Raw genomic sequence first — 15160 nt, 5'->3', positions numbered from 1 at the left:
GAAAGGACTGACCGGAAATGGACGAAAGCGCGCTTTCCCCGGCCGACAGGCGCCTGCTCGGCGCGCTGCAGGACGATGGCCGTATCTCCAACCAGGACCTGGCCGAGCGCGCGGCGATGTCGCCGTCCGCCTGCTGGCGCCGGGTCAAGGCGCTCGAGGAGGCGGGCACCATCACCCGCTACACCGCGCTCGTCGATCCCGATGCCGTGGGGCTCGCTTTCCACGCCATGGTGCATGTGGGCCTGTCGCGCCACAAGGCGAGCCATGTCGAGGGCTTCATTGCCGCCGTCACCGCGCGGCCGGAAGTGCTCGACTGCTTCGCCACCACCGGCGATGCCGACTACCACCTGCGCGTCCGCTGCCGCGACCTCGCGGCCTACAACACTTTTCTGGAAGAATTCCTGTTCGGCCTCGAAGGCATCTCCACCGTCAGGACCAACCTGATCCTGAGGCAGTTGAAGCACGAGACGCGGGTGGAGCTGTGAGGGAGAGGGCGGCCCGAGACCGCCCGGCAGGGCGGCCTAGCCGCGGATGACGGCTTAGCCGCGGATGACGGCGGTTCCCAGCAGCCAGTCGTGCACGGTCTGCTTGCGGTCGAGCACGAGCGTGGCGAGCAGGATGAACGGGGTCAGCACAGCGTTCAGCGCCCAGAACAGCACGCCGTGGACGATGGCGAGCATGGAATCGACCGGGCGGCCGTCGAGGCGGACGACGCGGATATTCATCATGCGCATCCCGGGCGTGGCCTGGTTCGGCCCGCCCATCGAGATGGCGATATAGGGGATCGCCACCAGCAGGAACAGGATCGGGTAGAGGAAGAAGCCGAGCCCCAGCGTGAAGATGCCCACGAAGAAGATCAGCACCGCGACCGGCACGCACAGCGCCAGCACGATCGCGTAATCGATGAAAAACGCCAACACGCGCCGCGTCCGCACGCCATCGTAAAGCGCGATATCGTCATAGGCGCCGATCGTCTGTTCGCGTGCATGGTCGGGGTAGCTCATCGGTCTCTCCTGGAGTCGCGCGGACAACAGGCCCGCGTCACAGAAGATGTAGGGAGCCCGGGGCCGGACTTAAAGGGTTTGGCAGGGTTTTGGAGCGGTTTTGGCCGGTTCTTGGCGTTTCCTTTCCACCCGTCATGCCGGACTTGATCCGGCATCCAGCGGGCTCGCGTCGGCGAGCCGGAAGACACTCGGGGATGCGCAGTCGAAACAACGTCTCATTGCGCGAAAGCTGGGCGCAGCCGGCCCACTCACCAACAAAATCGGCGACTTGGCTTCACCAAGACCGCGTTGTTTCGCAATTATTAAATAGAAACAACAAGCCCGCAGAGTCCTCTAAGCAAAGGCTTGGGCGGCGTGGTCCGCTGTCCCGATTCTCACATTATGTCACGTAGGCGGCGCTGAAGACATGAGAGACGTGGATTTCATTGCCTTTAATTACCCCGCTTTCTGGTATTTTTATCGGGTTAACCTTACGTCGATCACCTGGTCCATTTATATGGAACATTCTTGCGGTCGTATAATACCCACCATCCTCTTTCGGGCCGTATGTACAAGCAACGAGGACGCCAGGCATAAATTCGCCTTTTTCTTTCCAAGAATCGATTTTAGTTTTATCGGCTTTCAATGGCTGTGTGCGAGAAACTGGCGAGCCTGGAAATACGGCATCGCCGATATGATTGCCCCAGTTTAGCGCATTGCCAACCCTCAGATTCAGATTTCCGGTCCAAAACAACATCATTTTGGTCTTTAAATCCTTGAATTTTCCGGGTTCCTCAACGTCGACCTGAAGAACTACGAAAACACTTGTAGCCGGGGATTTTCCAAGATTGTTGACGGTTATCTTTACGTCGAAAGACATCCCTTCTTCATTGAATACAACGTCCCCGACGATCTGGATATCCACATTGATCCAAGGTCGTTGGTCAGAGATAAACGCGCGCTTGGTTATTTGATTGGTGTTGCTAGCTTCGTCGGCGGCCCGGATAGCGGCGGCGGTCGTCTTTTTGGCTTCCCTGAGAGTGTCACGGGTTGCGACTAGCGTACCCCATAACAGGTAAACGCCGATCAAGGTCAGAATTGTTGAGCTGTAAAACAAAGCCATAGCCCAAAACGCCATCTCTTGTTGGGCCTGCAAGTCCTCATTGATGGCTTGGTCGCTGTAATAAGTCTCAAGAAGTTCGGATATGCACGCTCGGAGGGCGCTTCCTGATCTATCCTGACAGGTTTCCGCTATTTCATCTCGGGCTGCAGCGCGGTCGATATCAGCGTTGCGTTGATATTGAGCGTAGGAAGCATGCAATCTCTGACGCTGATCTAGAATTACAACTCCCAATAGAGTTAGGAGTGTGGCAACTACGGCGAGCGCAATCAGCGCAAGTGTAATGTTTCCATATCGATTGCTTCTAGACATTGAAGTAAGGAAATCGCCGTGAACTTGCTACCGGAGAGCTTATTCCGCACGTTCACTTCCTTCTCGTCAATGCTTTATTGCGCCAAACTCTCAACGCGTTTGCTGAATTATATCGAGAAATTGCAGGTGAGGGGGCTGGGATGCCCAATGCAAGACGCCTCCCATCGCGGACGCCAGGGCGACAAGCCCTGCCGTCCAAGGCGTGGGCCATAGGCGCTGGGAGCGCCCCGCCGCGGCCTTATCCTTGCCCCTTGGCGATCAGACGGGCGGCTTCGGGGGCGAAATAGGTGAGCACGCCGTCGCAGCCGGCGCGCTTGAAGGCCAGGAGCTTCTCCATCATGATCCGCTCGCCGTCGATATAGCCGGCGGCTTCGCCGGCCTTGATCATCGAGTACTCGCCCGAGACCTGGTAGGCGAAGGTCGGCAGGCCGAAGGTGTCTTTGAGCGCGCGGCAGATGTCGAGATAGACGAGACCGGGTTTCACCATCAGCATGTCGGCGCCTTCCTCGACGTCGAGGCCCGCGTCGCGGATCGCCTCGTTGGCGTTGGACGGATCGAGGTAATAGGTGCGCTTGTCGCCCTTCAAGAGGCCCGAGGTGCCGATCGCCTCGCGATAGGGGCCGTAGCAGGCCGAGGCGAATTTGGTGGCGTAGGACATGATCGAGACATTGTGGTGGCCGGCGGCGTCGAGCGCGCGGCGGATCGCGCCGATGCGGCCGTCCATCATGTCGGACGGGGAGATGATGTCGGCGCCGGCATCGGCCTGGTGCACGGCGGCGGCCGCGATCGCCCGCACGGTCTCGTCATTGACGATCTCGCCGTCGCGCAGGATGCCGTCATGGCCGTGGTCGGTGAAGGGGTCGAGCGCCACATCCGTGATGATGCCGATATTGGGCACCGCCTTCTTGATGGCGCGGGTGGTCTCGTTGATCAGGTTTTCGGGCTCGAGCGCGTGCGAGCCGGTCTGGTCGCGCCGGTGCATTTCCACATTGGGGAAGGTGGCGAGCGCAGGGATGCCGAGATCGGCGGCCATCTTCGCGGCTTCCACCGCCTTGTCGACGCTCATCCGGTTCACGCCCGGCATGGCCTCGATCGGATCGAGAACATTGCTGCCGGGAACCACGAAGATCGGCCAGATCAGGTCGTCGACCGAAAGCCGCGTCTCGCGCGTGAGCCGGCGCGACCAGTCGGCTGCGCGGGTGCGGCGCATGCGCCGGTGGCCGGTGATTTCGTCAATGTCGCTCGCCGCCGCCGCCGCCAGGCCCGCCGCAGTGTTCCGGATCTTGTCGCCCATGTGTCTGTTCCTTCAGCTTCGACCGTGCGTTCGCAATACCCGCACCACGTCAAGGGCGTTAGACCGCACCCGGACCCCCTCGGTCAAGCAGCGCAATGGCCGCAGTGGCGCGAAAACCGCTGCGGGGTTGCGTCGTCAAAGCCGGACCCGCTATGACTGGGCGCAGTGATCGAGTGGCCGCCCCGGCCCGCCAGATCGAAGGAGACACCGGCGATGGCCATTTTGCAGATCGGCACCACGCCGGAAGCCGGATCCGGCACGCTGGAGGCAAGCTTCCGGCTGTTCGTGCGGCTGGTGGCGCTGGGCTGCCTGATCGCGGGCCTGCAATACTGGGGCCGCCTGATCGGCTATTCCGACGGTGGCCAGTCGCGCTTCGACCTGTTGCCGCATTACTGGCAATTCGCCGCCACCTCGCTTGCCGTGCTCTTGCCGGTGGCGGCCGTCGGGCTGTGGATGCAGGTCTCCTGGGGGCCGGTTTTGTGGGTGGTCGCCGCCGGGTCCGAAATCGTCATGCACAAGCTGTTTCCGCACTGGTATGGCGAGCGGCCGCTGCTCGTCATCGCCCATGTGGTGGTGCTGTTCGTCTATCTCGGCTTTCGCGTGGCGCTGTTCCTCAAGCAGCGCCAGGACGCGCTGCAGGTAAGGACTGATTCACTGTGATTGCCGGTCGGCTTCCGGTAACATGCTGTTAAGCCTACATTTTAAGTAGAGTTTTAGGCGTATTCGATAGGGTCTGTCTCAAGGCGGGAAATAACTCGCCACAACCAACAGTGAGGCAGTCATCATGGCTTATACACATTCCGCGGTTGCATCCGCCCGTAACTCCGCCCCGGCTGACGACGATGCAGACGGCCTGCGCGACCTGTACCTCGAATCCCTGCAGCTGGTCGAACGGCTTCACCGCCGCCTGCTCGACGTCATCAAGGACGAGTTCGACCGCGCCAACCGCACCGACATCAACGCCGTCCAGGCCCTGCTTCTGTTCAATATCGGCAATTCCGAGCTGACGGCCGGCGAACTGCGCAGCCGCGGCTACTATCTCGGCTCGAACGTGTCCTACAATCTCAAGAAGCTGGTCGATCTGGGCTATATCAACCACCAGCGCTCGCGGGTCGATCGCCGCGCGGTGCGCATCAGCCTGACCGAGCACGGCGCCGAGATCGCCGAAACCGTGGCAGCACTCTATGACCGCCACATCAATTCGATCGCCAAGGTCGGCGGCATCGGCGCCAGCGAGTTCGAGGAACTCAACAAGCTGATGCAGCGCCTGGACCGGTTCTGGAACGACCAGATCCTCTACCGGCTCTGATCTCCGGGGCATCCGGTACGTCAAAAGAGGCGGCGGGCTTCGGCCCCGCCGCCTTTTTCGTGCTTCGAAACGGCACAGTGTTTTGAATGTGTCCGGGATGGGTGAGGGGGGCAGGCCGCCGGGTCGTGCCCGGCGAGCCTCCGTCCGAGCCGGCCGATGACGGCCAAGCGCTGGTGCGAGCGGGCACCCGCGCGGCGTGGATCTCGCGCGGCGGACCATGAATTAGCCATATTGCCGTGAAAGCGAGTGGTGTAAGCCCGAAGGGAAATTGTCAGGTGCGGGGCCAGCGGATTTTTCCGGCATCTGGTGCGGTCTTGAAACTCTTGACCGGGCTGGCGGCCGGGCAGGGACGCCGTTAGCGTTGCGGTCCTTGCTTCGGTGCCGGCATTAAAAGTAATGCGTAAGGCTTGAAGGACCGGAGCCGGTCCCAATATTTTAACATTGGCGTGGTAGCTGTCTGGGCAGTGCCGATGTCAGACAAGAATGCATGGTGGATTACGCATGACAAAGCCAACCGGGATAGACAAAGTTTCACGCCGCCGGTTCATGAGCGGGGCTGCGGGCATGGCGGCTGCGCTGATGGCGGTGCCGGCCCACGCGCAATCGGCCATCCAGGATATCATCCTGTCGCCGCAGCGCGGCAGCTGGGACGACCAGTTCGACGCCAAAAGCTCGCGCTCCGTGGCCCAGACCCAGACGCGCCATCCGATTGCCAGCGCCGACACCATCGGCTTCGTCGAACGCGCGATCTTCGAGTACCAGGATCTGGTCTCCCGCGGCGGCTGGCCCGTCGTGCCCGCCACCAAGAAGCTCAGGATGGGCGTGTCCGAGCCTGAGGTGCGGATTCTGCGCCAGCGGCTGATGGCCTCCGGTGACCTCGACCGCAATGCCGGCCTGTCGAACGAATTCGATTCCTATGTCGACGGCGCGGTGAAGAAATTCCAGGCCCGCCACGGCCTGCCGCCGGACGGCGTGCTCGGCAGCTATTCCTACCAGGCGCTCAACGTCTCGGCCGATGTCCGGCTGGGCCAGCTCGAAACCAATCTGGTGCGGCTGCGCTCGATGTCGGGTTTCCTGGGCGACCGCTATGTGATGGTCAATATTCCCGCCGCCCAGATCGAGGCGGTCGAGAACGGCAGCGTGGTGCTGCGCCACACGGCGATCGTCGGCAAGATCGACCGCCAGACGCCGATCCTGAACTCGAAGATCCACGAGATCATCCTCAATCCCTACTGGACCTCGCCGCGCTCGATCATCGAGAAGGACATCATGCCGGTGATGCGCAAGGACCCGACCTACCTCACGCGCAACAGCATCCGCCTGTTCGACGGCAAGGGCAACGAGGTGGCGCCCGAGACCGTCGACTGGAACGCCGAAAAGGCGCCGGACCTGATGTTCCGGCAGGATCCGGGCAAGGGCAACGCCATGTCCTCGACCAAGATCAACTTCCACAACCCGCACGCGGTCTACATGCACGACACGCCGCAGCAGGGCGTGTTCAACCAGTTGATGCGGTTCGAATCCTCGGGCTGCGTGCGCGTGCAGAACGTGCGCGACCTGAACACCTGGCTGCTGCGCGACACCCCGGGCTGGGACCGCCAGCGGATGGAGGCGGTGATCGCCTCGCGGGAAAACACCGTCATCGAGCTTGCCGATCCGGTGCCGGTCTATTTCACCTATTTCACCGCCTGGGCCTCGGAGGACGGCGTCGTGCAGTTCCGCGACGATGTCTACCAGCGCGACGGCGTCGACGAGCTGGCGCTGCGCTAACCGCCACGGTACGGCCGCCACTAGCGCAAGGTCTGCTGTGCGAAGAACATGAAAAGCCCTGGTGTCCGGGGCTTTTTGCATTTTGGGAACGGGTGGTGGCAGATACGCAGCTTTGCTCGGCCGCCTTGGCGGCAGCTGGCCTGAAGGGAAGCCCCTTTAGGGTCGTCGCTGGCTATGCGGCGAAAAGTTTTGACAATCGCTTGAAAGATTTTAGGAAAACGAGTGTTCAGGGTGAGCGCCGAGAGCTCGAACCGAATTGATTGCAATCAGCTGCGGATGCGGGACATGGAACACAAGAATTTCATCTATACGCCCATCTGGGTGCGTATCCTCTCCATTGGCGCCCTTGCCGTCACTTTGGTGATGTCCCTTTTTGTCACGTGGTCCTATCTGGACACGGACAAGGACACGTGGGTGCTTGTGGCCATGTCTCTTGCACAGGTATCAGCATCCGGCCTGGCCTTCGTGCTGGTCATCTTCTACTCCTCCAGGGATGCCGGCGTTGCCGGGCTGCGGCAGAAGACCAACACGTTTCTCTGCCGCGTGATCCCGAGGGTCCTGTTGTTCATCGACTTCCCGAAGCCCGCAGCTGCGGACTGGAAAAAGGCAAAGACAAGCGGCGGGCGGATCAGGAAGGATCTGGCGAACTCTCCCACCACGATCGCCATCAAGAAAATCTCCGGCGACAATTCGGCCCTTTATACCGTCAATGCGCTGTCGGAGCGGTTGACGTTGCGGGTTCAGGTGAACGTGTGGGAACTGACCGTTTCCTATTATTTTCCGGCCCAGTCGGAGGCCGATCTCGAACGCCTCAAGGGTCAACTGGACTGGGCGATGAGCCGCTTCACGCAAATTGCGGGCTACAAGGAGAGCTGGTACTTCAGCGAGGAAGAATTCGACCAGCAGACCTATGTATCGGTCCACCTGACGAAAAATTTCGACCGGGACTTTCTGGACGATGACAGGCAGAAGCTCAATTTTGCCCAAGACCTGGCCGCGAGTTCACGCTCCCTGATCAAGGAATGCAAGGCCCGCGGCATTGCCTTGAGCCACTGATTGAGGCCCTTGGGTCACGATTGAGGCCTCGATAAAGAGGGGCCGGCTGATGACACCCGAAGCACCGCTTCCTCCGCAAAGGCTCCGGTGTGGCGCCATGCGGCGAAGCGGCGCCCGCCGCCCAACAGCCAAATCCGGCCCCGGTGTGAAAGAGTGATCGCTATCGGGGGGAAACGATCACACCGGGCGGCCATGACCAGCCCGAATCGGCGACTTTGTGCCCAATCAGTCAAACACCTCGCCGATCACCCGCTGCTCGGCGTCCTCCCACTTCTTCACGTCCTTGTTCACCGTCTCGATGTCCTTGTCGCTGAGGTGATGGGCGCCGTCCTTGTCGATGCGGCAGAGGCTGAAGGGTTCGCCGACGCTCGATGATGTCAGGTCGAGGGCTTTGAGCACGCGGAGTACCGCCGCACAGCCGAAGCGGACCGAGCGTTCGGCGAGGTGGAAGTGGGAGAGCAGCGATCCTGCCTGCTGGGCCATCGGTGCGCCGCTGCCGATCGCATGGAAGCCGAGATCGCCGTAATGGCCGATCATGCCCGAGGGCGTGATCTCGATGATCCAGGGCTGTCCGTCGCGCCAGCCCGACGCCATCACGTAAGCCGACGGCGTGCCGCCGCCTTCCTCGCCCGGCACGTCGGCGATGAAGGTGTCGTAATGGTGGCGCATGATCGGCAGCACCTGCTCCTGGATCGCCCGGCCGATATCGGGCGCTTCCAGGATGGCAGCCGAGTTCTCGTTGAAGGCGTGTCTCACGTCGTGGAGCACCGCGCGCGCGCCGCTGCCGCCCCAGGCGGCCCGCTCGCCCAGCGGGTGAATCTTCTCGGCGGGGTAGGTCATGCCGCGCCCCTTGTCGGTGATCTGGGAGTCCGATCCCAGAACAACTCCATCCTTGCAAACGGTGGCCAGCACGACGGTCATGAATGTCTCCTTGTCTATCGGGTGGTCAAGGATGAACGGTTGCGCCGGAACTTGGTTGCCTGCGCCGGATGCGAAAACGCCGGAAGAACCGGCAAGCGGGGTGCTGCGATGCCGTCCGGGAACCCACCGATCGTGCCGAGATCCAAAGCCGTTCCTTCGGGGGCGGCTTTTTGCATGCTGCGTCTGGCCTTTTGTTTTGCGCGCTTGAATGACGCAATCGGGCCGGCGGATATTGCCCTTGCCATGCGACATGGGTAAATAGCCGCATCCGGGGCGAACCAGGCCTTCGATCCGGATTCGCCCCGCCATGCGGAGCGCCGCCGACCTCGCGCAGGCGCAGTGTCAGACCCGAGCCAAACAAGGAACCTGGAACATGTCCAACGCGCCTTCCGCCGACCGCCTCGCGGATGCCTTCTTCAATCGCCCGCTCGCCGAAGCCGATCCGGAAATCTTTGGCTCGATCGAGAGCGAACTCGGCCGCCAGCGCCATGAAATCGAGCTGATCGCGTCGGAGAACATCGTCTCGCGCGCCGTGCTCGAGGCGCAGGGCTCGATCATGACCAACAAATATGCCGAGGGCTATCCGGGCAAGCGCTATTATGGCGGCTGCCAGTTCGTGGATATCGCCGAGGAGCTGGCGATCGAACGCGCCAAGAAGCTGTTCGGCTGCAACTTCGCCAATGTCCAGCCCAATTCCGGCAGCCAGATGAACCAGGCGGTGTTCCTGGCGCTGCTCGAGCCGGGCGACACCTTCATGGGCCTCGACCTCAATTCCGGCGGCCACCTGACCCACGGCTCGCCCGTCAACATGAGCGGCAAGTGGTTCAACGTCGTCTCCTACGGCGTGCGCGAGGACGACCACCTGCTCGACATGGACGAGATCGAGAAGAAGGCGCATGAAACCAAGCCCAAGCTGATCCTCGCCGGCGGCACCGCCTATTCGCGCATCTGGGACTGGAAGCGCTTCCGCGAGATCGCCGATGCGGTCGGCGCCTACCTGATGGTCGACATGGCCCATATCGCAGGCCTCGTGGCGGGCGGCGTGCATCCCTCGCCGATCCCGCACGCCCATGTCTGCACCACGACCACCCACAAATCGCTGCGCGGCCCGCGCGGCGGCATGATCCTGACCAATGACGAGGCGCTCGCCAAGAAGTTCAACTCGGCCGTCTTCCCGGGCCTGCAGGGCGGGCCGCTGATGCATGTCATCGCCGCCAAGGCCGTGGCCTTCGGCGAAGCGCTGCAGCCCGAATTCAAGGCCTACGCCCAGGCGGTTGCCGACAATGCCAAGACGCTGGCCGCAAGCCTCAAGGCCACCGGCCTCGACATCGTCTCGGGCGGCACCGACAACCACCTGATGCTGGTCGACCTGCGTCCCAAGAACGCCACCGGCAAGAAGGCCGAGGCCGCGCTCGGCCGCGCCAACATCACCTGCAACAAGAACGGCATTCCGTTCGACCCGGAAAAGCCCTTCGTGACCTCGGGCATCCGCCTCGGCACGCCCGCCGGCACCACCCGCGGCTTTGGCGCCGACGAGTTCACCGAGATCGGCAATCTGATCGCCGAAGTGCTCGACGGCCTCAAGGTTGCCAATTCCGAGGAGGGCAACGCCGCCGTCGAAGCCGCGGTCAAGGCCAAGGTGGTTTCGCTCACCGACCGGTTCCCGCTCTACCCCTATCTCGGGTAGCGCACGAACCGTTTCCGCCGTCTGCAGGCTCGCGTCGCAGCTGCGGCGAGACCTTGTCGGACAGCATTGGTTGTGCCATATATAGACCATTCTGGTGCGTCCGTTAGACTTATGGGCGACCAGCATAAAAGGGCTCCTGCGGGAGCCCTTGCTATTTCGGGGGCGCGCCATTCAGAGGATCGCGATCTTTGTTGACGCGGGCTATTTGTTTGCCCAGGGGAGTGCCGTGATTGCCGGCGCGAAGCAGCCGCGTGCGTCCGTGCAGATCGACCCCGGCGCGGCTCTGGCTGCCTTGAAGGCGGTTGCCCGGGAATGCGCACCGCAACGCGAACTGCTGCGGATATACTGGTATGATGGCGCGATCGGCGGAAGTCTTCCCACATCCGACCAGGCGCGATTGGCTGCTTTGGATGACGTGAAGCTGCGTCTCGGCTTCGTCAACAGTCAAGGACAGCAGAAAGGCGTCGATTCACTTATCGTGACCGACCTCATAGAGCTTGCGCGCCTCAAGTCGATTTCCGACGCCTTGTTGCTGGCAGGCGATGAGGATTTGCGCATTGGCGTCCAGATCGCTCAGAATCACGGGGTCCGGGTCCACCTTCTGGGCATTCACCCGGCGCGCGGCTCGCAATCGCCTCAACTGTTGCAGGAGGCCGATACGACAAAGGAATGGTCGCGGGCGGTGGTTGATCCCTTCATGACAATTCGACCAGCCATCGAAGCTCCCGGTTCAATACCGTCTCCTGAGGCGGTTGAGGCCGGTTCTGACGATATTCTGGCCTCCATTTCGACAGCAGCGCGCGACAGTGCCCGGCGTTTGGAGCCGACGGACGTGATCGCTGTCGGCACCTATTGGGCGGAAGGCAATCGAGGTGTTCCGCCCGATATCGACCGAAGATTGTTGGGGATTTGCAGGCAGGCCCTGGGAAGGGTATTGGAAGCATCCGAGAAGCGGCATATGCGTGCCGCGTTTCAAAAGGAATTGAAAGTGCGAATTGATGGAAGCGAGACTTCCTTGAAGGATGGTTCCGAATGAGGTGTCCCTATTGCGGCTCGGAAGACAGCCAGGTGAAGGATTCGCGGCCGGCCGAGGATGGCGCCGCGATCCGCCGCCGTCGCGTCTGCCCTGATTGCGGCGGCCGCTTCACTACCTTCGAGCGTGTCCAGCTGCGCGACCTGCAGGTGTTGAAGAAGACCGGCCGGCGGGTGCCGTTCGACCGCGACAAGCTCGCCAAGTCGTTCCAGATCGCGCTCCGGAAGCGTCCGGTCGATCCCGAACGCATCGACCGAGCGGTCTCCGGCATCGTCCGGCGGCTGGAGAGCTCGGGCGAAACCGAGATCGCGACCGACGAAATCGGCCTCTTGGTGCTCGAGGCGCTGAAGGCGCTCGATGATGTCGGCTTCGTGCGCTACGCCTCGGTCTACCGGGATTTCTCGGGGCCGGAGGATTTCGAGCGCACCATCGCGGAACTGACCGCGCGGATTGCCGGCGACACCACCGTCGGGGACAACTGAGGCCATGGCGGTCAGCGCCGAGGACCGCCGCTACATGGCGGCCGCGATCCGCCTGGCGCGCTGGCACGAGGGCCGCACCGGCTCCAATCCTTCGGTTGCAACGCTGATCGTGCGCGAAGTCGAAGGCCGGCCGGTGATCGTCGGCCGCGGCGTCACCGCCATCGGCGGCCGCCCCCATGCCGAGCCGCAGGCGCTGGCGGATGCCGGCGAACTCGCCCGCGGGGCCACCGCCTATGTCACGCTGGAGCCCTGCGCCCATCACGGCCGCACGCCGCCCTGCGCCGATGCGCTCGTGGCCGCCGGCGTCGCCCGCGTGGTGGCGGCGGCGACCGATCCCGACGACCGCGTCTCCGGACGCGGCTACGCGATCCTGAGGGCGGCCGGCATCGAAGTCGAGACCGGCGTTTTGGCCGAAGACGCGCGGCGCGATCTTGCCGGCTATCTCATGCGCCGCACCGCCAACCGGGTGCATGTGACGCTCAAGCTCGCCGTCTCCGCCAATGGCAAGATCGGTCGCCGCGACGGTGCGCAGGTGCCGATCACCGGCGAGGTCACGCGCCGCCAGGTGCATGCCCTGCGCGCGCAGTCCGACGTGATCCTGATCGGCGTCGGCACCGCCATCAACGACGATCCGGATCTGACCTGCCGGCTTCCGGGACTTGCAGAGCGGTCGCCCGTGCGCCTGGTGCTCGATACCGGGTTGCGGCTGCCGCCCGCAGCACGGCTGGTGGCGGGCGCCCGCACGGTCCCGGTCTGGATCGCCACGGCCACCGCCCAGGACCATCCGGCGCGCGCCGTGTTGCGCGATGCCGGCGTCGAGTTCATTGCCTCCGAGGCGCACAAGGAGCGTGTGGCGCTGCCCGAACTGCTCGAGGATCTGGCCGCCCGCGGCCTCTCCACCGTGCTGGTGGAGGGCGGTGCGGAGACGGCCCGCGCCTTTCTCGACGAGGATATGGTCGACCGCATCGTGCTGTTCGAAGGCGAGGGACGGATCGAGGGCGAGGCGGTGGAAGCGCCGCTGGCGCCAGGACGCGTGCCCGCGCGGTTCCGCGAAGCGGGCGTCATGACCTTCGGGCGCGACCGGATGTATGAATACGAAAGGGTTTGAGACGATGTTTACCGGGATCATCACCGATATCGGCCGCGTGGCGGCCATCACCCCGCGCGACCAGGGCGTGGCGCTCAGGATCGACACGGCGTTCGATCCGGCGAGTATCGATATCGGTGCCTCGATCGCCTGTTCGGGCGTTTGCCTCACGGTCACGGCGCTTCCCGCGCCCGGGGACAATTCACGCTGGTTCGAGGTCGAGGCCTGGGAAGAGGCCCTGCGCCTGACCACCATCGGCGGCTGGGGCGAGGGCAGCCCCGTCAATCTCGAACGCTCGCTGAAGATCGGCGACGAACTCGGCGGCCATCTGGTCTCGGGCCATGTCGACGGCCAGGCCGAAATCGTGGCGGTTCGCGACGAGGGCGAGGCCCGCCGCTTCACCCTGCGCGCGCCCGAAGCGCTGGCCCGCTTCATCGCGCCCAAGGGCTCGGTGGCGCTGGACGGAACGTCGCTCACCGTCAACGCGGTCGAGGGTGGCTGCTGCTGATCCGCCACTCGCTGGCCGTGACCACCTGGGGCGAGCGCCGCGAAGGCGACTGCGTCAATCTCGAGGTCGACCAGATGGCGCGCTACGCGGCCCGTCTTGCGGGCTACGCCGCCGACCCCGCCTGACCTTGAGGGCCGGCGTGCGCCGGGGCGGCGCCGATGTCGAACCGAGCGAGCAGGTGCAGGCCGATTACGGCGAAGATGTGCATCAGCCAGATCGGGTCGTTGCGGGCGAGGAAGAATGTCTCGAGAAATGACAGCAGCCCCATGAACACGACGATCATGAAGAACATGTCGGCAAGCTTGCGGTTGTTGGGATTGCGGCGCGCTTTGGCGTAGTTGAACATCGGCGCGACATAGAGCAGCCAGATCAGCACGCCGCCGCCGAGCAGGCCCAGATTGAGCAGGATGTCGAGATAGTTGTTGTGGCCGTGGACGATGAAGCGGTAGTCCCATGCCGCCTCGAACGGCTTGTCGAGGCCGAACACATTGTCCGTGCTCCAGAAATTGTAGAGCCCGAAGCCGAGCCACGGGTGTTCGGGGATCTTCGAGAGGCTGAACGCCCACAGCGTGGTCCGGCCGGTATAGGTCTCGTCGCCGAGCAGGTCGAGCACGAGCGCGGCGATGCGCGGGTGGCCGAGCGAGCCGAGCGTGACCAGGGCCACGCCGGCGAGCGCGAAGAGGTTGAGCAGGATCGCGGCCGCCGGGCGGCGGAACGCGCTTGCCGTCAGCACGATCAGGATCGCCAGCGGAAACAGCCCGCTCGTGGTTTTCGAGCCGGTCTTGTAGACGAACAGCGCACCAGCCAGAAAGATCACGAGGCCGATGAGGCGCTGGCCCGAGCGCATCACGTAGACGCCGAAAATGGCGATCACGCACATCACCGGCCCGGCGATGTTCTTGTGGCTGAAATGGCCGCGCCACAGCCCGGCATGCTGCGGCTCGAAAACATCGTAGCCGTGGGTTGCGAGCCCGGGGAGGGCGATCACGCCGCCATAGTCGAGCGCGAGCGTGAGACACGTGGCCGCGATCAGCGCGATGCGGAAATCCTTCTCCCCGCGCGGCAGCACGATCGCCGCGCAGGCGATCAGCATGCCGATCAGCGTCAGCACCAGCGCGCGGATCATCGCCGCGGGGGCGGGCGAGGTGGCGACATTGTAGGCCAGCACCAGTGCGAGAAGCAGGAACCCGGGCGCAAGCAGGCTCGCAAGCACCTGCCGGCTGGTCAGGCACAGCATCGCCAGCGCGAACACCAGTCCGGCCGCCAGGAAGCCGACCTGGTTGATGGCGCTGCCTTCGTCCATCGCCGTCTCGCTGATCATGCTGGTGCTGACGAAGGGCTTGAGCGAAATCAGCATCAGCGCGATGGCGAGCGCGGACAGGGTGAGGGCTGCGATGCGGATCACGCCGTCTGACAGCAGGCCGGGGCGGGCAAGGCGCAGGCTGCCCTGCAGCGGCGGCCACGTGAACGCGCCCGGCTTGACGGCAACGGATGAGGATGGGTGGCGCATGCCAAAGGCCCGGGCAGGAGGTGTCAGGCTCGAAGCATCGGCAATTATGGTTAACCGACGGTAAAGGCGGCGTCCGGTTTCGGCCCTG

At 63.5% G+C, this 15160-nt stretch carries 15 protein-coding genes and 1 pseudogene; 10 read left to right on the top strand and 6 right to left on the bottom strand.

Annotation, left to right across the window (positions count from 1 at the left end; all coding sequences use genetic code 11):
* Positions 1-17 precede the first annotated feature (17 nt).
* Positions 18-485: an Lrp/AsnC family transcriptional regulator gene (locus AWJ14_RS16620; RefSeq protein ID WP_066181649.1), complete on the top strand. Its 468-nt coding sequence runs from the start codon at positions 18-20 to the stop codon at positions 483-485.
* Between the two features lie 54 nt (positions 486-539).
* Here AWJ14_RS16620 and AWJ14_RS16615 read toward each other — a convergent pair whose 3' ends face one another.
* From AWJ14_RS16615 to hemB, 4 genes are all read right to left on the bottom strand, one after another.
* Positions 540-1004 carry an RDD family protein gene (locus tag AWJ14_RS16615; protein ID WP_066181646.1) on the bottom strand — a complete coding sequence of 155 codons (465 nt, stop codon included), beginning with the start codon at positions 1002-1004 and terminating at the stop codon, positions 540-542.
* A 379-nt stretch (positions 1005-1383) separates the two neighbouring features.
* Positions 1384-2415 carry a hypothetical protein gene (locus AWJ14_RS22265; RefSeq protein ID WP_139112676.1) on the bottom strand — a complete coding sequence of 344 codons (1032 nt, stop codon included), beginning with the start codon at positions 2413-2415 and terminating at the stop codon, positions 1384-1386.
* Entirely contained in the window at positions 2373-2465 is a 93-nt protein-coding gene (locus tag AWJ14_RS23120; RefSeq protein ID WP_425349647.1) for a hypothetical protein, read from the bottom strand. Before AWJ14_RS23120 ends, AWJ14_RS22265 begins: the two co-directional genes overlap by 43 nt.
* Positions 2466-2653: 188 nt before the next feature.
* Positions 2654-3709 carry a porphobilinogen synthase gene (hemB, locus tag AWJ14_RS16610; RefSeq protein WP_066181641.1) on the bottom strand — a complete coding sequence of 352 codons (1056 nt, stop codon included), beginning with the start codon at positions 3707-3709 and terminating at the stop codon, positions 2654-2656.
* Between the two features lie 213 nt (positions 3710-3922).
* Between hemB and AWJ14_RS16605 the strand changes: the two genes are divergently transcribed.
* The 4 genes from AWJ14_RS16605 to AWJ14_RS16590 all read left to right on the top strand — a co-directional run bounded on the left by AWJ14_RS16605 (position 3923) and on the right by AWJ14_RS16590 (position 7844).
* Positions 3923-4369: a DUF6163 family protein gene (locus AWJ14_RS16605; protein ID WP_066181638.1), complete on the top strand. Its 447-nt coding sequence runs from the start codon at positions 3923-3925 to the stop codon at positions 4367-4369.
* Positions 4370-4493: 124 nt separating this feature from the next.
* Complete coding sequence (gene ldtR / locus AWJ14_RS16600) at positions 4494-5018, top strand: transcriptional regulator LdtR (protein WP_066181635.1); 525 nt, start codon at positions 4494-4496, stop codon at positions 5016-5018.
* Positions 5019-5519: 501 nt separating this feature from the next.
* Complete coding sequence (locus AWJ14_RS16595) at positions 5520-6788, top strand: L,D-transpeptidase family protein (RefSeq protein ID WP_066181632.1); 1269 nt, start codon at positions 5520-5522, stop codon at positions 6786-6788.
* 285 nt (positions 6789-7073) lie between these two features.
* Positions 7074-7844 carry a hypothetical protein gene (locus AWJ14_RS16590; RefSeq protein WP_139112675.1) on the top strand — a complete coding sequence of 257 codons (771 nt, stop codon included), beginning with the start codon at positions 7074-7076 and terminating at the stop codon, positions 7842-7844.
* Positions 7845-8069: 225 nt separating this feature from the next.
* Here AWJ14_RS16590 and AWJ14_RS16585 read toward each other — a convergent pair whose 3' ends face one another.
* Positions 8070-8765 (bottom strand): Ntn hydrolase family protein, encoded by a 696-nt coding sequence (locus tag AWJ14_RS16585; protein WP_066181626.1) that lies wholly within the window; start codon positions 8763-8765, stop codon positions 8070-8072.
* Between the two features lie 373 nt (positions 8766-9138).
* Between AWJ14_RS16585 and glyA the strand changes: the two genes are divergently transcribed.
* The 5 genes and pseudogenes from glyA (at position 9139) to AWJ14_RS16560 (ending at position 13687) form a co-directional block, all read left to right on the top strand.
* The gene (gene glyA, locus AWJ14_RS16580; RefSeq protein WP_066181623.1) at positions 9139-10452 is read left to right on the top strand and encodes a serine hydroxymethyltransferase; all 1314 of its coding nucleotides are present in this window, start codon (positions 9139-9141) and stop codon (positions 10450-10452) included.
* A 94-nt stretch (positions 10453-10546) separates the two neighbouring features.
* Positions 10547-11488 (top strand): NYN domain-containing protein, encoded by a 942-nt coding sequence (locus AWJ14_RS16575; RefSeq protein WP_280949320.1) that lies wholly within the window; start codon positions 10547-10549, stop codon positions 11486-11488.
* Positions 11485-11967, top strand: a complete 483-nt coding sequence (gene nrdR, locus AWJ14_RS16570; RefSeq protein ID WP_066181621.1) for a transcriptional regulator NrdR — start codon at positions 11485-11487, stop codon at positions 11965-11967. Before AWJ14_RS16575 ends, nrdR begins: the two co-directional genes overlap by 4 nt.
* Positions 11968-11971: 4 nt before the next feature.
* Positions 11972-13075 (top strand): bifunctional diaminohydroxyphosphoribosylaminopyrimidine deaminase/5-amino-6-(5-phosphoribosylamino)uracil reductase RibD, encoded by a 1104-nt coding sequence (gene ribD, locus AWJ14_RS16565; RefSeq protein ID WP_066181618.1) that lies wholly within the window; start codon positions 11972-11974, stop codon positions 13073-13075.
* A gap of 4 nt (positions 13076-13079) precedes the next feature.
* A pseudogene (locus AWJ14_RS16560) lies at positions 13080-13687 on the top strand (riboflavin synthase).
* On the opposite strand, the gene AWJ14_RS16555 reads toward AWJ14_RS16560, so the two are convergent.
* A complete protein-coding gene (locus AWJ14_RS16555; protein WP_066181615.1) occupies positions 13666-15072 on the bottom strand; it encodes an O-antigen ligase family protein in 1407 nt (468 codons plus the stop codon). The pseudogene AWJ14_RS16560 and the gene AWJ14_RS16555 overlap by 22 nt on opposite strands.
* Between the last annotated feature and the right edge of the window lie 88 nt (positions 15073-15160).

Source organism: Parahoeflea olei (genome assembly GCF_001703635.1).
GTDB lineage: Bacteria > Pseudomonadota > Alphaproteobacteria > Rhizobiales > Rhizobiaceae > Hoeflea > Hoeflea olei.
This window is presented reverse-complemented; position numbering and strand designations above follow the sequence as displayed.